21 protein-coding genes are annotated in these 24,497 nt (G+C 62.3%); 11 read left to right on the plus strand and 10 right to left on the minus strand.

Annotation, left to right across the window (positions count from 1 at the left end; translation table 11 throughout):
• Positions 1 to 4 precede the first annotated feature (4 nt).
• Together rpsP and ffh are read right to left on the minus strand one after the other, a co-directional pair.
• Positions 5 to 256: a 30S ribosomal protein S16 gene (rpsP, locus tag B348_RS0114365; protein ID WP_003238923.1), complete on the minus strand. Its 252-nt coding sequence runs from the start codon at positions 254 to 256 to the stop codon at positions 5 to 7.
• 250 nt (positions 257 to 506) lie between these two features.
• Positions 507 to 1,883 carry a signal recognition particle protein gene (ffh, locus tag B348_RS0114370; protein WP_017736777.1) on the minus strand — a complete coding sequence of 459 codons (1,377 nt, stop codon included), beginning with the start codon at positions 1,881 to 1,883 and terminating at the stop codon, positions 507 to 509.
• 234 nt (positions 1,884 to 2,117) lie between these two features.
• Between ffh and B348_RS0114375 the strand changes: the two genes are divergently transcribed.
• The 3 genes from B348_RS0114375 to B348_RS0114385 all read left to right on the plus strand — a co-directional run bounded on the left by B348_RS0114375 (position 2,118) and on the right by B348_RS0114385 (position 5,886).
• Complete coding sequence (locus B348_RS0114375) at positions 2,118 to 2,930, plus strand: cytochrome c biogenesis protein CcsA (RefSeq protein ID WP_026136792.1); 813 nt, start codon at positions 2,118 to 2,120, stop codon at positions 2,928 to 2,930.
• Between the two features lie 12 nt (positions 2,931 to 2,942).
• The gene (locus B348_RS0114380) at positions 2,943 to 4,181 is read left to right on the plus strand and encodes a transporter associated domain-containing protein (protein WP_017736779.1); all 1,239 of its coding nucleotides are present in this window, start codon (positions 2,943 to 2,945) and stop codon (positions 4,179 to 4,181) included.
• Positions 4,182 to 4,572: 391 nt separating this feature from the next.
• A complete protein-coding gene (locus tag B348_RS0114385; RefSeq protein WP_017736780.1) occupies positions 4,573 to 5,886 on the plus strand; it encodes an MFS transporter in 1,314 nt (437 codons plus the stop codon).
• A 106-nt stretch (positions 5,887 to 5,992) separates the two neighbouring features.
• Here the strand turns inward: B348_RS0114385 and purT are convergent, their stop codons facing one another.
• The 5 genes from purT to B348_RS0114410 form a co-directional block, all read right to left on the minus strand.
• Positions 5,993 to 7,174: a formate-dependent phosphoribosylglycinamide formyltransferase gene (gene purT / locus B348_RS0114390; RefSeq protein WP_017139720.1), complete on the minus strand. Its 1,182-nt coding sequence runs from the start codon at positions 7,172 to 7,174 to the stop codon at positions 5,993 to 5,995.
• Positions 7,175 to 7,243: 69 nt separating this feature from the next.
• A complete protein-coding gene (locus B348_RS0114395) occupies positions 7,244 to 7,711 on the minus strand; it encodes a VUT family protein (RefSeq protein ID WP_017736782.1) in 468 nt (155 codons plus the stop codon).
• 162 nt (positions 7,712 to 7,873) lie between these two features.
• Positions 7,874 to 8,092 carry a DUF1289 domain-containing protein gene (locus B348_RS0114400; RefSeq protein WP_017736783.1) on the minus strand — a complete coding sequence of 73 codons (219 nt, stop codon included), beginning with the start codon at positions 8,090 to 8,092 and terminating at the stop codon, positions 7,874 to 7,876.
• Positions 8,089 to 8,613, minus strand: coding sequence for a gamma carbonic anhydrase family protein (locus B348_RS0114405; RefSeq protein WP_017736784.1), 525 nt, complete (start codon positions 8,611 to 8,613; stop codon positions 8,089 to 8,091). Before B348_RS0114405 ends, B348_RS0114400 begins: the two co-directional genes overlap by 4 nt.
• A 35-nt stretch (positions 8,614 to 8,648) precedes the next feature.
• Complete coding sequence (locus B348_RS0114410) at positions 8,649 to 9,251, minus strand: CoA pyrophosphatase (RefSeq protein ID WP_017736785.1); 603 nt, start codon at positions 9,249 to 9,251, stop codon at positions 8,649 to 8,651.
• 149 nt (positions 9,252 to 9,400) lie between these two features.
• On the opposite strand from B348_RS0114410, the gene B348_RS0114415 reads away from it, so the two are divergent.
• The 7 genes from B348_RS0114415 to nagE all read left to right on the plus strand — a co-directional run bounded on the left by B348_RS0114415 (position 9,401) and on the right by nagE (position 17,884).
• Positions 9,401 to 9,949, plus strand: coding sequence for an NUDIX hydrolase (locus B348_RS0114415; RefSeq protein WP_017736786.1), 549 nt, complete (start codon positions 9,401 to 9,403; stop codon positions 9,947 to 9,949).
• 24 nt (positions 9,950 to 9,973) lie between these two features.
• Complete coding sequence (locus B348_RS0114420; protein WP_017736787.1) at positions 9,974 to 10,477, plus strand: murein L,D-transpeptidase family protein; 504 nt, start codon at positions 9,974 to 9,976, stop codon at positions 10,475 to 10,477.
• Positions 10,478 to 10,740: 263 nt separating this feature from the next.
• Positions 10,741 to 11,499: a GntR family transcriptional regulator gene (locus B348_RS0114425; protein WP_016977704.1), complete on the plus strand. Its 759-nt coding sequence runs from the start codon at positions 10,741 to 10,743 to the stop codon at positions 11,497 to 11,499.
• A gap of 10 nt (positions 11,500 to 11,509) precedes the next feature.
• Positions 11,510 to 12,616 (plus strand): N-acetylglucosamine-6-phosphate deacetylase, encoded by a 1,107-nt coding sequence (gene nagA, locus B348_RS0114430; RefSeq protein WP_017736788.1) that lies wholly within the window; start codon positions 11,510 to 11,512, stop codon positions 12,614 to 12,616.
• Positions 12,609 to 13,619 (plus strand): SIS domain-containing protein, encoded by a 1,011-nt coding sequence (locus B348_RS0114435; protein ID WP_017736789.1) that lies wholly within the window; start codon positions 12,609 to 12,611, stop codon positions 13,617 to 13,619. The genes nagA and B348_RS0114435 overlap by 8 nt, the downstream gene beginning before the upstream one ends.
• Positions 13,620 to 13,648: 29 nt before the next feature.
• Positions 13,649 to 16,159 (plus strand): phosphoenolpyruvate--protein phosphotransferase, encoded by a 2,511-nt coding sequence (gene ptsP / locus B348_RS0114440; protein WP_017736790.1) that lies wholly within the window; start codon positions 13,649 to 13,651, stop codon positions 16,157 to 16,159.
• Positions 16,160 to 16,186: 27 nt separating this feature from the next.
• Complete coding sequence (nagE, locus tag B348_RS0114445) at positions 16,187 to 17,884, plus strand: N-acetylglucosamine-specific PTS transporter subunit IIBC (RefSeq protein WP_017736791.1); 1,698 nt, start codon at positions 16,187 to 16,189, stop codon at positions 17,882 to 17,884.
• Positions 17,885 to 17,967: 83 nt separating this feature from the next.
• Here the strand turns inward: nagE and B348_RS0114450 are convergent, their stop codons facing one another.
• From B348_RS0114450 to purL, 3 genes are all read right to left on the minus strand, one after another.
• On the minus strand, positions 17,968 to 18,249 hold the full coding sequence (locus B348_RS0114450; RefSeq protein WP_017736792.1) for a hypothetical protein: 282 nt from the start codon (positions 18,247 to 18,249) through the stop codon (positions 17,968 to 17,970).
• Positions 18,250 to 18,458: 209 nt separating this feature from the next.
• A complete protein-coding gene (locus tag B348_RS0114460) occupies positions 18,459 to 18,770 on the minus strand; it encodes an NIF3 1 (RefSeq protein ID WP_017736794.1) in 312 nt (103 codons plus the stop codon).
• Positions 18,771 to 18,774: 4 nt separating this feature from the next.
• Positions 18,775 to 22,671, minus strand: coding sequence for a phosphoribosylformylglycinamidine synthase (gene purL, locus B348_RS0114465; protein WP_017736795.1), 3,897 nt, complete (start codon positions 22,669 to 22,671; stop codon positions 18,775 to 18,777).
• A gap of 286 nt (positions 22,672 to 22,957) precedes the next feature.
• Between purL and mltF the strand changes: the two genes are divergently transcribed.
• Positions 22,958 to 24,418, plus strand: coding sequence for a membrane-bound lytic murein transglycosylase MltF (mltF, locus tag B348_RS0114470; protein WP_026136794.1), 1,461 nt, complete (start codon positions 22,958 to 22,960; stop codon positions 24,416 to 24,418).
• The last annotated feature ends 79 nt before the right edge of the window (positions 24,419 to 24,497 follow it).

A 24,497-nucleotide genomic window follows, 5' to 3' on the forward strand; every position in this document is an offset into this window, starting at 1 on the left:
TTGCTCAGGCTGCGGCCTTAGCCGAGTCTTTCAACAGCTTGGCAACGCGCTCGGATGGCTGTGCGCCAACGCTCAGCCAGTAGGCTACGCGCTCTTGGTTCACGGACAGACGAACTTCTTGACCACGAGCGATCGGGTTGAAGAAGCCAACTTGTTCCTTGTGAGAGCCGTCACGTGGGTTGCGGCTGTCAGTTACGGTCAAGTGGTAAAACGGGCGCTTTTTGGAGCCGCCAAGGGCAAGACGGATTGTTAGCATGTGAACATCGTTCCTGTAGTCGGTGCTGCAAATCTAAATGCACAGCGGGCATAGGTGCCCGAAAGGCCGCATATTCTAAGGAATATCCGGACTTTTGCAAATGTCTTTTTCTGGCGCCTATCGGCGTGCCATTCAGATCTGCTATAGAGCCGTCGGTTAAAACGGCAAGTCAGCTCCCGCTAACCGCGGGTTTGCTGGAGATCCCACATCCCTGTGGGTCGGAGCAAGAGCGAACTCCTGCTCGAATTCTTTACATTTTCGGCATGCCGCCGCCGGGCAACATGCCGCCCATGCCGCGCATCATCTTGGCCATTCCGCCTTTTGCGGAGAATTTCTTCATCATCTTCTGCATCTGCTTGTGTTGCTTGATCAAGCGACCGATGTCCTGCACCTGGGTGCCGGAACCCATGGCGATCCGACGCTTGCGCGAACCGCTGATCAGCTCAGGGTCACGGCGCTCGGCCGGGGTCATGGAGTTGATGATGGCTTCCATCTGCTTGAACTGCTTCTCTGCCGCGCCCTGGGCATTGCCCATCTGCGCCAGGTTCACACCGCCGATATTCGGCAGCTTGTCCATCAGGCCGCCGAGACCGCCCATGTTCTTCATCTGTTGCAGCTGGTCACGGAAGTCTTCGAGGTCGAAGCCCTTGCCCTTCTTCAGCTTCTTGGCCAGCTTGTCGGCCTTGTCCTTGTCGAGGGTGGCTTCGGCCTGCTCGATCAGGCTGAGCACGTCGCCCATGCCAAGGATGCGCGAAGCGATACGCTCCGGGTGGAACGGTTCGAGCGCTTCGCTCTTCTCGCCCATACCGATGAACTTGATCGGCTTGCCGGTGATGGCACGTACCGACAGCGCGGCACCGCCACGGGCGTCGCCGTCGACCTTGGTGAGGATCACGCCGGTCAGCGGCAGTGCGTCGCCGAACGCCTTGGCAGTGTTGGCCGCATCCTGGCCGGTCATGGCGTCGACCACGAACAGCGTCTCGACCGGATTGATCGCGGCATGCAGCGCCTTGATCTCACCCATCATCTCTTCGTCGATGTGCAGGCGACCGGCGGTATCGACGATGACCACGTCGATAAACTTCAGCTTGGCTTCTTTAATAGCCGCGTTGGCGATATCGACCGGCTTCTGGCTCAGGTCGGACGGGAAGAAGGTCACGCCCACTTCGCCCGCGAGCATTTCCAGCTGTTTAATCGCCGCCGGACGGTAGACGTCAGCCGACACCACCATCACGGACTTCTTCTTGCGCTCTTTAAGGAAGCGCGCCAGCTTGCCGGCGGTGGTGGTCTTGCCCGCACCTTGCAGACCGGCCATCAGCACGACGGCCGGTGGCACGGCGCTGAGGTTCAAATCTTCGTTGGCCGCGCCCATCAGGCTTTCAAGTTCGGCCTGGACGACCTTCACGAAGGCCTGGCCCGGGGTCAGGCTGCGGGACACTTCGGTGCCCACTGCGCGCTCTTTGACCGAGTTGACGAAGTCCTTCACCACGGGCAAGGCCACGTCGGCTTCCAGCAACGCCATGCGCACTTCACGCAGGGTGTCTTTGATATTGTCCTCGGTCAGCTTGGCCTTGCCGGTTACGTGGCGCAGCGTCTGCGAGAGACGGTCAGTCAAGTTTTCAAACATGCGCGTTCCTTTCAGGCCCTACTCATCGAAATGCAGTGGTAGACCGAGGTAATGACGGCCCAGGCTGTGGTAAATCGCTATTAAAAACAGCGCTCGGCGAGCCTGCGGCGTGGGCAGGTCGCGGATTATAGCGAAGACTGCCGCCATGCACACCCGCTGTCTGGCCTGAGAGTCTTTCGTGTTACGCGGGGGTATGCCAAACTCAGCGCCTTTCGGGCTTGCCTAACAGGATTTATGCTCCCTTTGTCACCCAGTTTGCTACCCAGCCTCGCCGCCGCCATTTTGTACGCCGCTGCGACTCTCTATCAGGGCACTCGTCTGGCCCAAGGCACCAAGGCGGACAAACGCCTGCTGGTTGGCCTTGGCGTCGCTGCCCTGCTGGCCCACGCTGCCAGCCTGTTTACCCACCTGATGACGCCGGTCGGCCTGGGCCTGGATTTTTTCAGCGCGGCCAGCCTGATCGCAGCGGCCGTGATCGCCTTGACGCTGATCGCCTGCTCGCGCATCCCGGTGGAGAACCTGCTCGTCCTGCTATTCCCCCTGGGCGTGCTGACGGTGCTGCTGTCGCAATTCGCCCCCACCGGCACCGTCCAGGTGATCGATGAGGAGCCGGGCATCCTCGCGCACATCCTGTTGTCGATCCTGGCCTACGGCATGTTCACCATCGCGGTGTTCCAGTCCCTGCTCCTGCTGCTGCAGGACCACCAGCTCAAGCACAAGCACCCGTCCGGGCTGATCAAGAACTTCCCGCCGCTGCAAACCATGGAAAGCCTGCTGTTCGGTTTCCTCTGGGCCGGCTGGACGCTGCTGTCGCTGTCACTGATCTCCGGCTGGCTGTTCGTCGAAAACCTGTTTGCCCAGCACCTGGTGCACAAGACCCTGCTGGCGTGCCTGGCCTGGGTCGTGTTCAGCGTACTGCTGTGGGGCCGCAACCGCCTTGGCTGGCGCGGGCACAAGGCGATCCGCTGGACCCTGGCCGGTTTCTGCCTGCTGATGCTGGCCTATTTCGGCAGCAAGCTGGTTCGCGAATACATCCTGCATATCTGACGGGCAGCCATCATGGACAACTTGCCCCTGGGGCCGATGCTCGCGGTAATCGCCTTGCTGGTGTTATGGGCGGCGCTGTTTACCGCCATCGAAGCCGCACAACAACACCTGCTGGCCCTGCGCCCCGGTACACGCCAGGGTGACAAGGCGGCGGCCCGCCTGAATTTCCCACGCAACAGCCTGATCCTGTGCAACAGCTTGTGCCGTGCGGCGGTGGTGATCCTCTGCACACTGCTGGCGATCTACGCCTGGGCGCAAAACGGCCCGTGGCTGGGCTGGATGATTTCCTGCGCGATCCTGCTGATCCTCGCCGACTACCTGCCCCGTGCCCTCGCCACGCGCTATCCGCAGGCGGTGCTGGGCTTTGGCAACACGCTGCTGGGCGTGCCGCTGAAAATCCTCTATCCCCTGGCCTGGCTGCTCAATGGCATCAGCTTATTGTTGTTGCGCCCGTTCGCCCGCAAGTCCGGCGTGGTGAAAAAGAGCGACGAGCCGTTGCCGGATCATGATGACGAACCCGAGCCCCAGGCCGACGAAGACCGCACACCCGGCATGCCGGGCATCCACGCCCTCGACAACATCACCGTCAACGACATCCTGGTGCCGCGCAGCGAAGTGGACGGCATCAACCTGGATGACCCGATCGACGAGATCATCGAGCAGCTGCGCACGTCCCAGCGCACCCGCCTGCCGGTGTTCCACAGCGATATCAACCAGGTCGAAGCCGTCCTCAACACCCGGCAGATCCAGCACCTGCTACCCGACGCCAGCCTGACCAAGGAAGCCCTGCTCGCCGCCTGCCACGAACCCTACTTCGTCCCGGAAAGCACGCCGCTGCAACTGCAACTGCTGAACTTCCACAAACAGCAGCGCCGCCTGGGCATGGTGGTGGACGAATACGGCGAAGTGCTGGGCATTGTCACCCTGGAAGACATCCTTGAAGAAATCGTCGGCGAATTCGAAAGCGAACAGGGTGCGGACAACCCGCATATCGAAGCGCAGCCCGATGGCCGCTACATTGTCGATGGCGCCGCGTCGATCCGCGAACTGAACAAGAGCCTGAACTGGCACCTGCCCAGCGACGGCCCCAAGACCCTCAATGGCTTGGTGACCGAGGCGCTGGAGACGATTCCCGATTGTGCGGTGTGCCTGAAGATCGGGCGTTATCGCCTGGAAATCCTCGAGACCGAGGACAACCGGGTGAGCAAGGTGCTGATCTGGCATACCAGCCGGGTGCCCGTCGCCGCCTAGTTTTCTGACAGCACACAATCCAATGTGGGGCTTGTTGTGGCGAGGGAGCTTGCTCCCGCTGGAGTGCGAAGCGCTCCCAAAAAGCCGCCTCCAGCTGCGCTGTCGAACGGGAGCAAGCTCCCTCGCCACAGCAAGCCCGCTCCCACATTTGATTTGCGGTGCATCAGTCCCTCTTGTTGTATTTCAAAACCCCTTCCTATAATCCCTGCGGCTTACCAGAGCCCCGCCCGTCCGCGTGCTACCCGCACTTCAAGCGTCCAGGCACCGCTTTACCGTGTCTGACCGGTGTTCGCTCCCATCCCGAGCTGCCCCGCGCACAACCCATGATCCATGGGAGTTCGGCCCATAATAATCCGCGTCCAAACGCGCAATGACCGCTAGGGATACCGCCATGAGCACCACCTATAACGAGGCCGCGACCGACGCCGCCCCGACCAACTCGACCGCACGGGTGGCCACGGCCAGCATCGTCGGCACCGCCATCGAGTTCTACGACTTCTATATCTACGCCACCGCCGCCGCGCTGGTGATCGGCCCGGTCTTCTTCCCGCAGACCTCCGGCACTGCGCAGATGCTGGCTTCGTTCCTGACCTTCGGCATCGCCTTTATCGCCCGCCCGCTGGGTTCGGCGTTGTTCGGCCACTTTGGCGACCGCATTGGCCGCAAATCAACCCTGGTTGCCTCGCTGCTGTTGATGGGCGTGTGCACCACGCTGATCGGCTTGCTGCCGGGCTACGACAGCATCGGGGCCTGGGCGCCGATCCTGTTGTGCGTACTGCGTTTCGGCCAGGGCCTGGGCCTTGGCGGGGAATGGGGCGGTGCCGCCTTGCTGGCCACCGAGAACGCGCCGAAGGGCAAACGCGCCTGGTTCGGCATGTTCCCGCAATTGGGCCCGTCGATTGGCTTCCTCGCGGCCAACGGCCTGTTCCTGATCCTGGCCATGAGCCTGAGCGACGAGCAGTTCCGCAGCTGGGGTTGGCGTATCCCGTTCATCCTCAGCGCCGCCTTGGTCATGGTGGGCCTGTATGCCCGCCTGAAACTGCATGAAACCCCCGTGTTCGCCAACGCGGTCGCCAAGGAAGCCCCGGTGAAAGTGCCGCTGGTGGAGCTGTTCAGCCAGCACTGGCTGCCGGTGCTGCTGGGCGCGGCGTCGATGGTGGTGTGTTATGCGCTGTTCTACATCACCACCGCGTTTTCCCTGAGCTACGGGGTTTCAACCCTGGGTTACAGCCGCGAGACGTTCCTCGGCTTGCTGTGCTTCGCAGTGTTGTTCATGGGGCTGGCCACACCGCTGGCAGCCCTGGCCAGTGATCGCTACGGGCGCAGGCCGGTGCTGATCGTCGGCGCGATCCTGGCGATCCTGTCGGGCTTTACCATGGAGCCCCTGCTGACCCATGGTTCGACCTGGGCCGTGGCACTGTTCCTGGCGCTGGAGCTGTTCCTGATGGGCGTGACGTTTGCGCCGATGGGCGCGATGCTGCCGGAACTGTTCCCGACGCGCGTGCGTTATACCGGCGCATCGGCGGCATATAACCTGGGTGGGATTGTGGGCGCGTCAGCGGCACCGTTCTTCGCGACCAAGCTGGTGGCGATGGGTGGGCTGAGTTATGTCGGCGGGTATGTGTCGGCGGCAGCGTTGCTGAGCTTGATTGCGGTGCTGTGCCTGAAAGAGACGCGGGATAATGATTTGAATCGCGTTGCCTGATGCACCGCTATCGCAGGCAAGCCAGCTCCCACATTTTGACCGCATTCCTACAGGATAAACGCGGTCCAATGTGGGAGCTGGCTTGCCTGCGATGGACGCGACTCGATTACAGCTCTACTACAACAGCCTTGGAAGCACGGGTCGCTTTAGCCCGAGCCGCTTCAATCGACTCATCCCGCGCCAACGCCACACCCATCCGCCGCTGGCCATTCACTTCCGGCTTGCCAAACAAACGCAGCGCCGTGTCCGGCTCGCTCAAGGCCGCGCCGAGGTTGGCGAATGCGGTCTGGGTCGACTGCCCTTCCACCAGAATCACCGCCGACGCCGAAGGCCCGAACTGACGGATCAACGGAATCGGCAGACCGAGAATCGCGCGGGCGTGCAGCGCGAACTGCGACAGGTCCTGGGAAATCAGGGTCACCAAGCCCGTGTCATGCGGGCGCGGCGACACTTCGCTGAACCACACCTGGTCACCCTTGATGAACAGCTCCACACCAAACAGGCCACGGCCACCCAATGCCTCGGTCACGGCTTTGGCAACGCGCTCGGATTCGGCCAGGGCAATCGGGCTCATGGCCTGTGGCTGCCAGGATTCCTGGTAATCGCCCTTCTCCTGACGATGGCCAACCGGCGCACAGAAAGTGGTGCCGCCAATGTGGCGCACGGTCAGCAAGGTGATTTCGTAGTCGAAGTCGATAAAGCCTTCGATGATCACCCGGCCTTTACCGGCACGCCCGCCTTCCTGGGCGTAATCCCAGGCTTTCTGCACGTCATCGGCGCTGCGCAGCAGGCTCTGGCCCTTGCCCGACGAACTCATCACCGGCTTGACCACGCACGGGAAGCCCAGGTCCTGCACGGCCTTGCTGTAGTCTTCGAAGGTATCGGCGAAGTGGTACGGCGAGGTGGGCAGGTCCAGTTCTTCGGCAGCCAGGCGACGGATGCCTTCGCGGTTCATGGTCAGCGAAGTGGCACGCGCCGTCGGGATCACGGTGAAGCCTTCGGCTTCCAGTTCCACCAGGGTGGCGGTAGCGATGGCTTCGATTTCCGGCACGATGAAGTGCGGCTTCTCGGCCTCGATCACCGCACGCAGGGCGGCGCCGTCGAGCATGTTGATCACGTGGCTACGGTGCGCAACCTGCATGGCAGGGGCGTTGGCGTAGCGATCCACGGCAATCACTTCAACGCCCAGGCGTTGCAGTTCGATTACCACTTCCTTGCCCAGCTCACCGCAGCCACACAGCAAAACGCGGGTCGCGGTTGGCGACAATGGAGTTCCGATTCGGGTCATCTCAGGTCCTCAGGGGAGCGGATCATGGGGAGAAAGGCCGGCATTTTACATGAACTGTAAGAATTGGCCTCAGTTGACGACGGCGCGCTTGCGCACACGCCAGGCCATGATCAGCCACACCACCGTGACCCCGGCGAATTTCGACGCCAGCGCCGTGCCGGCCACGGCCGGGGTGAGTGCGCCGATCAGGCCGAAAAAGATAAAGGTATCGAGGGGAATGCTCAGCGCCGAACTGATCCACAGGCGATCGTGGAGCGGGCGCTTGGTGATGCTGAACACCAGCCAGTCGATGCATTCGGACACCGCGAACGCCGTGGCGCTGGCCAGAGCGATGGCCGGGTCGGACGTGACATACGACAGCACCAGCGCCGCCAGCATGGCGACGATTGCGCCGTGGCCGAAGCGGGTTTGCACCATGTCCCGCAGGATAAACACCAGGCCTCCCCAGGCGGACCAGATGACATCCAGGTGCGGGGCGGTGGAGAAGGCGAAGTTGATCAGCACGACGCTGCTGATGTAGGCGATCAGGAAGAGCATGGGAAAGTGGACCTGTGGGTTATGCCGCACAGGGTACTTCACAATTGGAAATATGTCGTCTGGGAGGGCCTCATCGCAGGCAAGCCAGCTCCCACATTGGACCGCGTTTATCCTGTAGGAATGCGGTCAAAATGTGGGAGCTGGCTTGCCTGCGATAGCGATCTATTGGGCGCCCGATTTCCCCGGAACCATAAACACCATCCCCCCCGCCACCGCCCGCTCATGACACAACCCCAACACCACCCGGCGCTCGGCATTGTCCATGCGCCCCCAGCGCGTGATCTCATCCACCGTACGCTGGCAGCCAGTACAGATATCGTCGTCATCCAACGCACAAATACTCACGCACGGCGACGCAACAGGGCGTTCAGTCGGGTTCATTCTTCCTGCTCAACCAAGTCACGCGCGTAACGCTGCGAGTTATGCACATAGTGCGCGGCGCTGGCTTCGAGCATCTTCTTCTGCGCCTCGGTCAACTCACGCACCACCTTGCCCGGCGAGCCCATCACCAGCGAACCATCAGGAATCTCCTTGCCTTCACCGATCAGCGAGTTGGCGCCGATGATGCAGTGCTTGCCGATCCTGGCGCCGTTAAGGATCACCGCGTTGATGCCGATCAGGCTGTAGTCGTCCACCGTGCAGCCGTGCAGCATGGCGTTATGGCCGATGGTCACGCCGGTGCCCAGGGTCAGCGGGTAGCCCATGTCGGTGTGCATCACGCTGCCGTCCTGCACGTTGCTGTTCTTGCCGATCAGGATCAGTTCGTTGTCGCCACGCAACACCGCGTTGAACCAGACATTGGCGCCCTCCTCCAGCTTGACCTTGCCCACCAGCGTGGCATTGGGGGCCACCCAGCTGTTGGGGTGCGTCTCGACGCGGGCGTCGCCCAGGCGGTATTTCATGGTTTTTCCTCACGGCTCGCCATTCAAACGATGGCTTAGATATTGATGAAGCTTTTCGGTGGCTGGTGCAGGCTGATCTTGGCGTCGTCATAGAGCAGGTTGATCAACTCGACAATCATGATCGCCGTCAGGCCCCAGATCTTGTATTCACCAAACCGATAGCTGGGCACGTACCAACTGCGGCCCTGGTAGTCGATCCTGTGGGTATGTTCACGCGGGTCCTGTCGGAAAAACTCCAGGGGTACGCTGAAAACGGCAGCAATCTCGGCATCGTTGGCCAGGTATTCGACGTAGTCGGGGATAACGCCTACATAAGGTGTGACGCGAATGCCATGCAGGGAGATCAGTGGACTCAACGGGCCGATCACTTCCACCAGGCCGGGCGGCAGGCCGATTTCTTCTTCGGCCTCACGCAGGGCGGTGAAGATCAGGTCCGGGTCTTCGGGGTCGCGGCGCCCGCCAGGGAAGGCCACTTCGCCGCCGTGGGTCGACAGGCCGCTGGCGCGCAGGGTCAGGATCAGCTCAGGTTCGTCACTGCGAGTAATCGGCACCAGCACCGCGGCCTCGGGGAAACGCCCGTCGGTCTCCAGGGTGTGGGGAGTGTGATTGCTTACCCGGCGAAGTAGCTCGTCCAGCATGAGTCATCTCGGTCTGTTGGCTACCTTGCATCATGCACCAAAGCGTGCGGGCGCCCAACCCCAAAACCCGGGGGCTGTCGCTAAACGACAACTTGTTGCAGCGCCCTGCCCGCCAAGCCAAGATAGGCGCACTTTCCAGGAACCCCAGCATGAATTTCTGCAGCCAGTGCGGTAAACCGGTTACCCAACGCATCCCCGAAGGCGACGGCCGCCTGCGTTTTGTGTGTGATCACTGCTCGACCATTCACTACCAGAACCCCAATATCGTCGCTGGCACCCTGCCAGTGTGGGGTGACAAAGTGCTGCTGTGCCGCCGCGCCATCGAACCGCGCCTGGGCTACTGGACCCTGCCCGCCGGCTTCATGGAAAACGGCGAGACCGTCGAACAGGCCGCCGCCCGCGAAACCCTGGAAGAAGCCTGCGCCCGCGTGCGTAACCTGAGCATCTACACCCTGATCGACGTGCCGCACATCAACCAGGTGCACATCTTCTACCGCGCCGAGTTGGTGGACCTGGACTTCGCCGCAGGCCCCGAAAGCCTTGAAGTGCAGCTATTCGACGAAGCCGACATCCCTTGGTCCGAGCTGGCTTTCCGCACGGTCGGGCGTACCTTAGAATGCTTTTTCGCTGACCGTCGGCAACAGCAGTTCCCGGTACGCAGCGAAGCCGTGCCGCCGATGATGCCATCGCCCAAATAACACTCCAGGCAGGAAATCGTTTTAATGCGTCTGTTGCTCGCCCTTATCTGCCTGTCGTTCGCTACCTTGTCATCAGCCTCCACGGTGGAAACCCTCGGCGGCAAAACCGTCGAAAAAGTCCTGGTCCTCAAGTCCGCCCACCAATTGCAATTGATCAACGACGGCAAGCCCCTCAAGACCTACCGCATTTCCCTCGGCAAGAACCCCAAGGGCCACAAGCTGATCGAAGGCGACCGCCGCACACCAGAGGGCCTGTACTGGCTCGACTGGCGCAAGACCAGTGACCGCTTCAACCTGGCCATGCACATTTCCTACCCCAACATCAGCGACGCCGCCCGCGCCCGCCGTGAAGGGGTGAAGCCCGGCAGCATGATCATGATCCACGGCACCCCCGACACCGAAGAATACCCGGAGCAGTGGTTCCACACCCTGGACTGGACCGACGGCTGCATCGGCATGCGCAACGTGGACATGCGTGAGGTCTGGAACCTGGTCAAGGACGGCACGCTGATCGAGATTCGTCCGTAATCTCGTAGCGTTCGTAAAATAATTCAAAAAAAATCCCCCCTGCCGAACACGCCTGCCGGTGAATACCAGTTCACCGCGCCGGGCTGCACTGTTCTGCACGCAATAAAGACCTCTCTAATACCACTTGATACCAGGCCCCATTGCAGGGCTATAAAACCCTGGTCCGCACCGTTTTGGCTGCATTGACATGGTATTTAAGTGGTATTAATTTCCGGCCAATACCGGGCGACAACACTCCAATAACCGCATCGGAATCCCAACAGATGAACCCCATCCTGGCCCTGCGCCCCGACGACAAACAATCCACGCCGCTGTACCTGCAATTGGCGCGCAAACTGGAAGCGGCAATCCATGCCGGCCAGTGGACGTCCGAACAGGCACTGCCGTCAGAACGCGTGCTCAGCGAGCAATTGAGCATCTCGCGAGTGACCGCTCGCAAGGCATTGGAAGTGTTGTTTGCCCAAGGCCTGATCCGCCGCAATCAAGGCTCCGGCACCTATATTTCGCCACGGTTGGAACAGCCGCTGTCACGCCTGTCGGGCTTCAGCGAAATGCTGCGGCTCAAGGGTTTTGTACCCAGCTCCCAATGGCTGGAGCGTGAACTGACCCAGCCGACCCACGAAGAGATGATCCGCCTGGGCCTGTCGCCCGCCGACAAAGTGGCACGCCTCAAGCGCTTGCGTAAGGCCGATGACACGGTGATGGCGATTGAAATGACCACCATGCCCGCCTCGGTGTTGCCACAGCCACAAGCCATCGGCCATTCGTTGTATGAATACCTGGAAGGCATCGGCAAACCGGTGGTGCGCGCCCTCCAGCATATCCAGGCGATCAACGCCTCCGACGAATTCGCCAAGCTGGTGGGCATCGCTCCCGGCACCGCCATGCTGCTGATGACTCGCGTGGGCTACACCGCCGACAACACGCCGATCGAAATCACCGACACCTATTGCCGCAACGACTACTACGACTTTGTCGCAGAGCTGCGCCGCCACGACTATTCCGCCGAACTGCGAATTTAGAGAACTGCCCATGTCCGAAGACAACATCCTCACGCCCAGCGGCTGGATTCGCGGCCGCCTGGTGCACGAACACGGCAAGGTCGTCGCCATCGAAGGCACACCTTGCGACCCGGCCGACAACGATTTGCCCTACCTGCTGCCGGGCTTTATCGACCTGCACGTACACGGCGGCGGCGGCAAGGACATCATGGAAGGCTTTGCCGCCTTCGAGACCATCACCCGCACCCACGTGCGCTTTGGCACCACGTCGTTGCTGGCCACCACCATGACCGCGCCGGTGGACGAGATCTCCCGCGTGCTCGGCCAACTCGGCACCTTTTGCGAACAACGCCCTGCAGGCTGCGCCCGCGTACTCGGCGTGCACTTGGAAGGGCCCTACATCAACCCGGGAAAACTCGGCGCCCAACCCAACTTCGCCCACACCGCGCTGATGGATGAAGTGGAAGCCTACCTGCGCCTGGCGCCGATCCGCGTGATCACCATCGCGCCGGAAATCGCCGGCCATGACGCCTTGATCCGCGCCCTCAGCGGCCGCGGCGTGCGCATGCAGATCGGCCACACCCTGGGTAGCTATGAAGAAGGCGTCGCCGCCCTCGCCGCCGGCGCCACCAGCTTCACCCACTTGTACAACGCCATGAGCCCGCTGCATCACCGCGAGCCGGGCATCGTCGGCGCCGCGTTGGCCCACGCCAAGTACGCCGAGTTGATCCCCGACTTGCTCCACGTGCACCCCGGCGCCATGCGCGTGGCCTTGCGTGCGATCCCATGTTTGTACTGCGTCACCGATTCCACCGCCGCCGCCGGCATGCCCGACGGCGAATACAAGCTGGGCAGCCACACCGTGACCAAATGCCTGGGCGGCGTACGCCTGGCCGACGGCACCCTGGCCGGCAGCACCCTGACCATGGATCAGGCGCTGCGCAACCTGGTGAAAATCGGCCTGCCGATCAGCGAAGCCTCACAACGCCTGTCGCAATTTCCGGCGGACTACCTGGGCCTGGAAGAACGCGGCCGCCTGCAACCCGGCAGCTTTGCCGACTGCGTGCGCCTGGACCGCTCCCTGCAACTCACCGACGTAATGGTCGAAGGAGAAACCATTGACTTCAAAAATGCTTGAAGAGGCCCTGGCCTCCTGCGACGCCGTCGCGGCACAGCTGCAACGCCTGGAACCACAGCTTGCAGAAATCGCCGGCCGCCTGCGCCGCCAACCGCCGCAAGTGGCGATGACCATCGCCCGCGGCAGTTCGGACCACGCCGCCAGCTACTTTGCCTATTTGGCGATGCAGCACGTGGGCATCCCCGTGGCGTCGTTGCCGATGTCGGTGGTGACCTTGTTGCAGGCGCCGATGAAAGTCAGCGGGCAGGTCGCGTTCGGCTTCTCCCAGTCCGGCCAGAGCCCGGACCTGGTCAACAGCCTGCGCCTGCTGCGCAAACGCGGTGCGCTCAGTATCTCGATGGTCAACGCCGAAGACTCGCCGCTGGAAGCCGCCTGCGAGTTCCACGTGCCGCTGTGCGCCGGCCCGGAACAAAGCGTCGCAGCGACCAAGAGCTTTATCGCCACCCTCAGCGCCAGTGCGTTGCTGGTCGGCCACTGGAACGCCGAAGCCAACTTGCTGCAAGCCTGCCAGGCGCTGCCCGACGGCCTGCGCGAAGCGGCCCAGCAGGACTGGAGCGCTGCCATCGACGCCCTGCGCGGCTGCCAGCAACTGATGGTGATCGGCCGTGGCGCCGGGTTTGCCATCGCCCAGGAAGCCGCGCTCAAGCTCAAGGAAACCTCGGCGATCCAGGCCGAAGCCTTCAGCAGCGCCGAAGTGCGCCACGGGCCGATGGCCTTGATCGGCGCCGACTACCCGCTGCTGGTCTTCGCCCCACGCGGCGCCGAGCAGGCCGGCCTGTTGAGCCTTGCCGCCGACATGCGCCAACGCGGCGCCCGTGTGTTGCTGGCCGCGCCGGACGATATCGCCGAGCGTGACCTGACCCTGAGCCGCGCCGAGCACCCGACTTTGGACCCGATCCTGGCGATCCAGAGTTTCTACGTGATGGCGGCAGGTTTGGCTGAAGCCCGGGGCATGGACCCGGACCAGCCGCGTCACCTGAGCAAAGTTACCCGCACTCACTGAGTCGCGTTTTCCTGATGAGTACCGTGCCCATGTCCTACAACAATAATGAATTGACCCTCAGCGCCCCGTTAAGCGGGCCCGTGCTGGCCCTGGGCAGCGTGCCCGACGAAGTGTTCGCCAGTGGCGCCATGGGCGACGGCATTGCCATCGACCCGCTGAACGACTGCCTGCATGCACCCTGTGATGGGGTGATCATCCATGTCGCGCGCACCGGGCACGCGCTGACGATTCGCGCCGAGAACGGTGCCGAGGTGTTGATGCATGTGGGCATCGATACGGTGGAGTTGAACGGCGAAGGGTTTGCATTGTTGGTCAAGGACGGCGCGCGAGTGCGTGAGGGGCAGGCGCTGGTGCAGTTCGATCTGGACCGGATTGCGCGGCGATGCAAAAGCCTGGTCAGCCTGATCATTCTCACGAATGGCGAGCACTTTGAGCTACGGTCGGTGGCGGGAAAAACCGTCAAGGTCGGGGAGCCGTTGCTGCAAGTTGTGGCGCGCTCGGCAGCTTCGATTCAGGCGCCTGTGGATAACTCCACGGCCGAAGCCAGTGCCCACGTACGCATCACTCATCGGGGCGGCGTGCATGCGCGCCCGGCGGCGTTGATTCGCAAGACCGCCCAGGGTTTCAGCAGCCAGGCGCAGCTGCACTTCGCCGGCAAGTCGGCCGCGTGCGACAGCCTGATCGGCTTGCTGGGCTTGGGCATTGGCGAAGGCGACGAGGTGCGTGTCAGCTGCCGAGGCAAGGATTGCGAGGCGGCGCTGCACGCCTTGGTCGCTGCGCTGTCCGTTGCAACCGAAGATGATCATCCAGCGCCCGTTATCGTTGCTCCACGCCGCGCGAATAGCGAAGCCGGCGTGTTGCAGGGCGTCTGTGCAGCACCCGGCCTGGTGTGCGGGCCACTGGTGCGCCTGACCGGCATCGACCTGCCGCCAGACACCGGCCAGCATTCAGCCGACGAACAACTGCAACAGTTGGACGTCGCGCTGGAACAGGTGCGCAGCGAAATCCGCAGCACCCTCGCCCATGCCCGCCAGCGCAAGCACGTCGAAGAAGAAGACATCTTCGCCGCCCACCTCGCACTGCTTGAAGACCCGACACTGTTGGACGCAGCCACCCGCGCCATCGAACTGGGCAGCGCCGCCACCCACGCGTGGCGCGATACGCTCCAGGCCCAGTGCGACGTCTTGCTGGCCCTGGGCAAACCGCTGTTTGCCGAGCGCGCCAATGACCTTCGCGACCTGCAACAACGGGTGCTGCGCGCACTGCTGGGTGAAGCCTGGCACTTCGAGTTACCGGCCGGGGCGATTGTCAGCGCCCATGAACTGACCCCATCGGACTTGTTGCAGTTGAGCGCGCAACAGGCCGCTGGCATCTGCATGGCCGAAGGCGGCGCCACGTCCCACGTGGCGATCCTGGCGCGCGGCAAGGGTCTGCCCTGCGTGGTGGCGCTGGGCAGCGAAGTGCTCGACGTACCCCAGGGCCAACGCGTGGTACTGGACGCCGCCAATGGCCGCCTGGAACTGGCCCCCAGCGCGGCGCGCCACGCCGAGGTGCACCAGATTCGCGACGCGCAGACACTGCGCCGCCAACAGCAACAGGCCCAGGCGCAACTGCCAGCCCGCACCGCCGACGGTGTGAGCATCGAAGTCGCCGCCAACGTCGCCTCCAGTAGCGAGGCCCAAGTGGCGTACGAAAACGGCGCCGATGGTGTCGGGCTTTTACGCACCGAATTCCTCTTCGTCGACCGCCGCACCGCACCGGATGAACAGGAGCAACGCCACGCCTATCAAGCCGTGCTGGATGCCATGGGCGACAAGACGGTGATCATCCGCACCATCGACGTGGGTGGCGACAAGCAGCTCGACTATCTGCCGCTGCCGGTGGAAGCCAACCCGGTGCTGGGTTTGCGCGGGATTCGCATGGCCCAGGTGCGGCCGGAACTGCTCGATCAACAACTGCGTGCGCTGCTGCAAGTCTCGCCGCTGCAGCGTTGCCGCATCCTGCTGCCGATGGTCAGCGAAGTCGATGAGCTGCTGCAGATCCGTCAGCGCCTGGACGAACTCTGCGTCGAGCTGGAACTGACCCAGCGCCCGGAACTCGGGGTGATGATCGAAGTGCCCGCCGCCGCGCTGCTGGCCGAGCAATTGGCCAAGCACGCGGACTTCCTCTCCATCGGCACCAACGACCTGTCCCAGTACACCCTGGCCATGGACCGCGACCACGCCGGCCTCGCCGCCCGCGTCGATGCGCTGCACCCGGCACTGCTGCGATTGATCGCCCAAACCTGCGCGGGCGCGGCCAAGCATGGGCGTTGGGTCGGCGTGTGCGGCGCCCTCGCCTCAGACCCGCTGGCCACGCCGGTGCTGATCGGCCTGGGCGTCAGCGAGCTGTCCGTAAGCCCGCCGCAGATCGGCGAAATCAAGGACCGCGTCCGCCACCTGGACGCGGCGCAATGCCGGCAACTGAGCCAGGGCCTGCTCGACCTGAGCAGCGCCAAGGCCGTGCGCCAAGCCTGTCAACACCACTGGCCGTTGAGCTGACAACAACAAGAAAAAAGGAGACACGCCATGTACCAACACTTTATCGAAGGCCTGCAACGCCTCGGCCGCGCACTGATGCTGCCGATTGCGATCCTGCCCATCGCCGGCCTGCTGCTGCGCCTGGGCGATACCGATCTGCTGAACATCGCGGTGATGCACGACGCTGGGCAGGCGATCTTCGCCAACCTGGCGCTGATCTTCGCCATCGGCATCGCCGTGGGTTTCGCCCGCGACAACAACGGCACGGCGGGGCTGGCCGGGGCGATTGGTTACCTGGTGATGATCTCTACGCTGAAGGTGATGGATACGAGCATCAACATGGGCATGCTCGCCGGTATCGCCAGCGGCCTGATGGCGGGCGGGCTGTATAACCGCTTCAAGGACATCAAGCTGCCGGAGTACCTGGCGTTCTTTGGTGGGCGACGGTTTGTGCCGATTGTCACCGGGTTCTCGGCGGTCGGGCTGGGGGTGATCTTTGGCTTGATCTGGCCGCCGATCCAGCACGGCATCAATAGCTTCGGCGTGCTACTGATGGAAAGCGGCAGCCTCGGTGCATTCGTGTTTGGGGTATTCAACCGCCTGCTGATCGTCACCGGGCTGCACCATATCCTCAACAATATGGCGTGGTTTGTGTTTGGCAGCTTTACCGATCCGCTGACTGACGCAGTAGTGACCGGCGACCTGACGCGCTACTTCGCCGGCGACCCGAAAGGCGGCCAGTTCATGACCGGCATGTTCCCGGTGATGCTCTTCGGCCTGCCCGCGGCGTGCCTGGCGATGTACCGCAACGCACTGCCGGAGCGGCGCAAAGTGATGGGCGGGATTTTCCTGTCGATGGCGCTGACCTCGTTCTTGACCGGGGTGACTGAGCCGATTGAATTTGCATTCATGTTTCTCGCGCCGTTCCTGTACTTGATCCATGCGCTGCTCACCGGGTTGTCGATGGCGGTGACCAATCTGCTGGATATCCACCTGGGGTTTACCTTCTCCGGCGGGTTTATCGACATGGTGCTGGGTTGGGGCAAGTCCACCAACGGCTGGTTGGTGTTCCCGGTGGGGTTGGCGTATGCGCTGATTTACTACAGCGTGTTCAGCTACTGCATTCGCCGGTTCAATCTGAAGACACCGGGTCGCGAGGATGTCCAGGTGCTGCAGGCTGAGGTGATGACGGATAACCAGCGGGCCAGCGCGTATATCCGCGCATTGGGCGGTGCTTCGAATCTGTTGAGTGTGGGCGCGTGCACGACGCGCCTGCGCCTGGACATGGTGGATCGCAACAAGGCGGTGGATGCGGAGTTGAAAGCGCTGGGCGCCATGGCCGTGGTTCGACCGGGCAATGGCGGCAGTTTGCAGGTCGTGGTCGGGCCGATGGCCGATAGCATTGCCGATGAGATTCGCTTGGCGATGCCTTCGTTTGTTGCGAGTGCGCCGGTAACGGTTGCGCCTGTGGATAAGCCGGTCGTCGTGAATGTGCAGGAAGCCGAGAAGTGGCTGGATGCCTTGGGTGGCCGGGCGAATGTGCGGCAGCTGGAAGCGGTGGCGATGACACGGTTGCGGGTGGAGTTGGGGGATGATTCGGTGGTGTCCGAAGCTGACCTGACTGCACTGGGTTGCCAAGGTGTGAGCCAACTGGACAGCGGTGTTTGGCACCTGTTGATTGGTGTCAAAGCCACTGGATTGGGTGAGGCGTTGGAGCGGTTAGTTGCTCGCTCAGTCGACGCCTGATCGGCCGAATACCGTCTCAGAGGAATAAAAAGCCGCTGTGCTTCCAGCCCAACGGCTTTCCTTCTGGTCAGTCAACCAAACGTTCAGGACGTTTTTTCAATGGTCCACTGGCCCGAAGACTGCTGCCCCTCCTGCCCCGCCACAAAGTGATAAAAACCAACCTGCAAATTGTTCACCGTAATTTGAACAGTGCCATCGCCATGAGGTTTTTTGCTTGCAAGCAAAATTCTATCGCTTTTAATCGTTACCTCCTCCTCTGTCCCAACCGCTCCTGACACGGTAATGGTGAGTTCGGGTGCATCTGTCTGGCTTCCGGGAGGGTAAGCGGTACCGCCGTGAGAGACTCTATCGATTTTTAAGGCCATGTTTCTTCTCCTTGAACACTCAAATGAGGCTCAATTGAATATTCATTGGCCGAAAACCGTAACTGTCAAATCTTACAGGTCGATCACTTTGACGACGAAAGGCAACCCAGACGACTTATCGGAAATGATGGCGATGACGCCCTCACCGCCAACAAAAAACCCGCTGGCCAAACTGGCCCAGCGGGTTTCTTGTTTTTGCAGTGTACGAATCAGAAATCCGCCAACTGCCACACTTCATAAGCCGGTGTCTCATACGGGTGGCTGAGTTTCAAAGCAGCCACGACAGCCACGATCAATTCATCCGCCACCACCAGCTCCACCTTCCACTCTTCAACCACTTCAACCTGGCCCACCTGCCCGATAAACGGCTGGCTGCCGTCCATCGCGCGGAATTGGCCCTGGCCCAGCACTTGCCAGGCGCAGCTGTCGTAGTTGCCGATGCGCCCGCCGCCAGCTGCGAAGACGGCGGTTTTCACCGTCTCAACAAAGCTGTCGGGCACAAAGAAGGCGAGCTTGTACACCGTCTTAGTTCACCCACACGCGAGCGTTACGGAACATGCGCATCCACGCGCCGTCTTCGTTCCACTCTTCCGGGCGCCACGAGTTCTGCACGGCGCGGAACACGCGCTCCGGGTGCGGCATCATGATGGTGACGCGACCGTCGCGGCTGGTGAGGCCGGTGATCCCGCGCGGCGAGCCGTTCGGGTTGGCCGGGTAGGTCTCGGTGACCTTGCCGTGGTTGTCGACGAAACGCATGGCCACGCAACCGGACAGGTCGGCTTCAAGCAATGCTTCTTCGCTTGCGAACTCAGCGTGGCCTTCACCGTGGGCGATGGCGATTGGCATGCGCGAACCGGCCATGCCCTGCAGGAAGATCGAGTTGGATTCCTGCACCTGCACCATGGCGACACGGGCTTCGAACTGCTCGGAACGGTTGCGCACAAAGTGCGGCCAGAACTCGCTGCCCGGGATCAGTTCGCTGAGGTTGGACATCATCTGGCAACCGTTGCACACACCCAGGGTGAAGCTGTCGTTGCGTTCGAAGAAGCCTTGGAATGCATCGCGGGCACGGCTGTTGAACAGCGCCGACTTGGCCCAGCCTTCACCGGCACCCAGCACGTCGCCGTAGGAGAAACCGCCGCAGGCCACCAGGCCTTTGTACTCGTTGAGGTCAACGCGACCGGCGAGGATGTCGCTCATGTGCACGTCGATCGCGTTGAAACCGGCACGGTCGAACGCAGCCGCCATTTCTACCTGGCCGTTGACGCCCTGCTCACGCAGTACGGCAACTTGTGGGCGGATGCCTTTCTTGATGTAAGGCGCGGCGATGTCCTGGTTGACGTCGAAGCTGAGCTTGGTGCTCAGGCCCGGGTTGTCTTCTTCCAGGATCACGTCGAATTCCTGCTCGGCGCACTCAACGTTGTCGCGCAGACGCTGGATCTGGTAGCTGGTCTCGGCCCACTGGCGTTGCAGCAAGCGGCGTTGACCGGCAAACACGGTGTCGCCATTGAACGAGATATTGATCTCGCCGTTGTTGATCGGCTGACCGATCACTGCCACGCAGTCATCCAGGCCGGCAGCGCTGAACTGTGCAAGTACGTCCGGGGTAGCGTCCTGGCGAACCTGGATCACCGCGCCCAACTCTTCGTTGAACAGGATGCCGTTGATCTCGCACGCTGCCTCGGCAACGCTGTCGAGCACGATGTTCAGGCCGCAGTGACCGGCAAATGCCATCTCGACCACGCTGGTCAGCAAACCACCGTCGGAACGGTCGTGGTAAGCCAGCAGGTGGCCGTCGGCGTTGAGGCCCTGGATCACGGCGAAGAAGGCCTTGAGGTCTTCAGCGTCATCAACGTCCGGTGCCTGACTGCCGAGCTTGCCATGGGTTTGCGCGAGGATCGACGCGCCCATGCGGTTCTGGCCACGGCCCAGGTCGATCAGGATCAGGTCGGTGGTGCCCTTGTCCATGCGCAGTTGCGGGGTCAGGGTCTGGCGGATGTCGGTGACCGGCGCGAAGCCGGTGACGATCAGCGACAGCGGCGAGGTGACGCTCTTGTCGGTGCCGTCTTCGTTCCAACGGGTGGCCATGGACATCGAGTCCTTGCCCACCGGAATGGTGATCCCCAGCTCCGGGCACAGTTCCATGCCGACCGCTTTGACGGTGTCGTACAGGCGCGCATCTTCACCCGGGTGACCGGCAGCGGACATCCAGTTGGCCGACAGTTTGATGTCGGACAATTTACCGATACGCGACGCCGCGATGTTGGTGAGGGTTTCACCAATGGCCATGCGGCCCGACGCCGGAGCGTCCAGCAGGGCCAGCGGCGTACGCTCGCCCATGGCCATGGCTTCACCGGTGTAGACGTCGAAGCTGGTGGCGGTGACGGCAACGTCGGCCACCGGCACCTGCCACGGGCCGACCATTTGGTCACGGGCCACCAGGCCGGTGATGGTGCGGTCGCCGATGGTGATCAGGAAGCTTTTGCTCGCCACGGCCGGGTGGTGCAGCACGCGTTCGATGCTGTCGGCCAGTTCCAGCGTGCTTGGGTCGAAGTCATCGCCCAGCTCGGCTTCACGTACCGCCGAACGGTGCATGCGCGGGGCTTTGCCCAGCAGCACTTCCAGCGGCATGTCCACCGGGCTGTTGCCGAAGTGGCTGTCGGTGACGGTCAGTTGCGGCTCGGCAGTGGCTTCGCCGACCACGGCGAACGGGCAGCGCTCGCGTTCGCAGATGGCCTGGAAGCGTGCGAAGTCTTCAGCGCCGACTGCCAGAACATAACGTTCCTGGGATTCGTTGCTCCAGATTTCGTGCGGGGCCATGCCCGGCTCGTCGTTTGGAATGTTGCGCAGTTCGAAACGGCCACCACGGTCGCCATCGTTGACCAGTTCCGGGAAGGCGTTGGACAAACCGCCCGCGCCGACGTCGTGGATAAAGCTGATCGGGTTCTTGTCACCCAACTGCCAGCAACGGTCGATGACTTCCTGGCAGCGACGCTCCATCTCTGGGTTTTCGCGCTGTACGGAAGCGAAGTCCAGGTCTGCCGAGCTGGTGCCGGTGGCCATGGAGGAAGCGGCGCCGCCGCCCAGGCCGATCAACATCGCCGGGCCGCCGAGGACGATCAGCTTGGAGCCGACCAGGATCTCGCCTTTCTTGACGTGTTCTTCACGGATGTTGCCCATGCCGCCGGCCAACATGATTGGCTTGTGGTAGCCGCGCACTTCATCGCCACGCGGGGTGGTGATGGACTGTTCGAAGGTACGGAAGTAGCCGGTGAGGGCCGGACGCCCGAACTCGTTGTTGAACGCGGCGCCGCCCAGCGGGCCTTCGATCATGATGTCCAGCGCAGTCACGATGCGCTCAGGCTTGCCGTACGGCACTTCCCACGGCTGTTCGAAGCCCGGGATCTGCAGGTTGGACACGGTGAAACCGGTCAGGCCCGCCTTTGGCTTGGCGCCACGGCCGGTAGCGCCTTCGTCGCGGATCTCGCCGCCGGAACCGGTGGCTGCGCCCGGGAACGGGGCAATCGCGGTCGGGTGGTTGTGGGTCTCGACCTTCATCAGGATGTGCACCGGCTCCTGCACCGCGCCGTACTGGCGGGGTTTCGGGGCCGGGGAGAAACGACCGGCGACGGAGCCGACGATGACCGAGGCGTTGTCCTTATAAGCCGACAGAACGCCTTCGCTGTGCATCACGTAGGTGTTCTTGATCATGCCGAACAGGCTTTTTTCCTGGCTTTCGCCGTCGATGTCCCAACTGGCGTTGAAGATCTTGTGACGGCAGTGCTCGGAGTTGGCCTGGGCGAACATCATCAGTTCGATGTCGTGCGGGTTGCGCTGCAAACCGTTGAAGGCATTGACCAGGTAGTCGATCTCGTCGTCGGCCAGGGCCAGGCCGAGTTCGGTGTTGGCCTTCTCGAGGGCGGCGCGACCGCCACCGAGCACGTCAATCGCGGTCAGCGGCTTGGGCTCGGCGTGGCTGAACAGGCCGGCAGCCTGTTCCAGCTGGCTGACGATGATCTGGGTCATGCGGTCGTGCAGGCTGCTGGCGATCAGCTCGGCTTCGGCATCGCTGAACTGGCCAGCGACATAGAAGGCGATACCGCGTTCCAGGCGCTGGATTTTTTCCAGGCCGCAGTTGCGGGCGATATCGCTGGCCTTGCTCGACCAGGGCGAGATGGTGCCGAACCGTGGCAGAACCAGGAACAAGCGGCCGGTCGGCTCTTGAACGGGAACGCTTGGGCCGTACTTCAGAAGGCGTGCCAGCACTTGCTGTTCGTCGGCGGTCAAGACGCCGGTGGTTTCGGCGAAGTGAGCAAATTCAGCATACAGGCCTGTAACCGCTGGAACCTTCTGGCTCAGTTGTTCAAGGAGTTTGCTGTGGCGAAAGGCAGAAAGGGCAGGAGCGCCGCGCAGGATCAACATCTTCGGGACAGCCTCGGGAAGGGGTGTGCTTTGAGGCCGTGCATTCTAGCGTAAACCGTCGCCAACGGCACCCGAAACGGCACCGCTGGCCGCTGCCGAACGTCAGTTGGCCGGGTTTGCACGCTATCGGGGCAAAATCCGCGGTAGGTCGCGCAGTTATTTTAACCGTCACAATCCCGCGCCAAGCCCCATTTCTGCGGGCTGCAGCACGCTTTTCCGGCGTCTAGCAGACAACGCCAACGCTGTCGAGATATGGCGCCGTGGGCCGTTTGCGTATACTGCGCAGATGTTCTCCCCAACTGCTTTGCGCCCGCGATGTGCCAAATGGCTCTTCGCAACCGGACTCTTCCTGCTGCTCAGCGCCTGTGTTGATAAACCCAGCACGCTCGAGCGAATCAAGGAGGATGGCGTATTGCGGGTGATTACCCGGAACAGCCCGGCGACGTATTTCCAGGACCGCAACGGTGAAACCGGTTTCGAATACGAACTGGTCAAGCGCTTTGCCGATGACCTGGGCGTCAAGCTGGAGATCGAGACCGCCGACAACCTCGATGACCTGTTCGGCCAGTTGGGCAAGACCAACGGCCCGGTGCTGGCTGCCGCTGGCCTGGTCAGCAGCGAGCAGCGCCAGCAGCAGGTACGTTTCTCCCATCCTTACCTTGAAGTGACCCCGCAGATCATCTACCGCAATGGCCAGTCCCGCCCGACGAATGCGGCGGATCTGGTGGGCAAGAAGATCATGGTGCTCAAGGGCAGCACCCACGCCGAACAATTGGCGGCGCTTAAACAGCAGAATCCTGCGATTGAATACGAAGAATCCGATGCCGTTGAGGTAGTCGACCTGCTGCGCATGGTGGACGAAGGGCAAATCGACCTGACCCTGGTGGACTCCAACGAAGTGGCGATGAACCAGGTGTACTTCCCCAACGTCCGCGTGGCGTTCGACCTCGGCAACGCCAGCAACCAGAGCTGGGCCGTGGCCGCCGGTGAAGACAACAGCCTGCTCAACGAAATCAACAGTTACCTGGACAAGGTCGAGAAGAACGGCACCCTGCAGCGTCTGAAAGATCGCTATTACGGGCACGTCGATGTCCTCGGTTATGTAGGCGCCTACACCTTCGCCCAGCATTTGCAGCAACGTTTGCCCAAATACGAGAAGCACTTCCGCGCCTATGCCAAGGAAGAAAAGGTCGATTGGCGCCTACTGGCGGCCATCGGCTATCAGGAATCGCTGTGGCAACCGGCGGTCACCTCCAAGACCGGCGTGCGTGGCCTGATGATGCTGACCCAGAACACCGCCCAGGCCATGGGCGTGTCCAACCGCCTGGACCCCAAGCAAAGCATCATGGGGGGTGCCAAGTACCTGGCCAAGATCAAGGACGAACTGGACGACAGCATCGCCGAGCCGGATCGCACCTGGTTCGCCCTCGCCGCCTACAACGTCGGCGGCGGCCACCTGGACGATGCACGCACCCTGGCCAAGCGCGAAGGCCTGAACCCGAACAAGTGGCTGGACGTGAAGAAGATGCTGCCGCGCCTGTCGCAGAAGCAGTGGTACAGCAAGACCCGCTACGGCTATGCCCGTGGTGGTGAGCCGGTGCACTTTGTCGCGAACATCCGGCGCTACTACGACATTTTGACCTGGGTGACCCAGCCGCAGCTGGAAGGCAATCAGGTGGTCGAAGGCAACTTGCATGTGCCGGGTGTGGACAAGACCAAGCCGCCCGAAGACAACCCGAAACTGTAAGAACACCACAAAACCCGTGTGGGAGCTGGCTTGCCTGCGATAGCGGTGGGGCAGTCGCCACATGAGCTGTCTGATCCAC

Origin of the sequence: Pseudomonas sp. CBZ-4 (assembly GCF_000346755.1) — a bacterium.
Lineage (GTDB): Bacteria > Pseudomonadota > Gammaproteobacteria > Pseudomonadales > Pseudomonadaceae > Aquipseudomonas.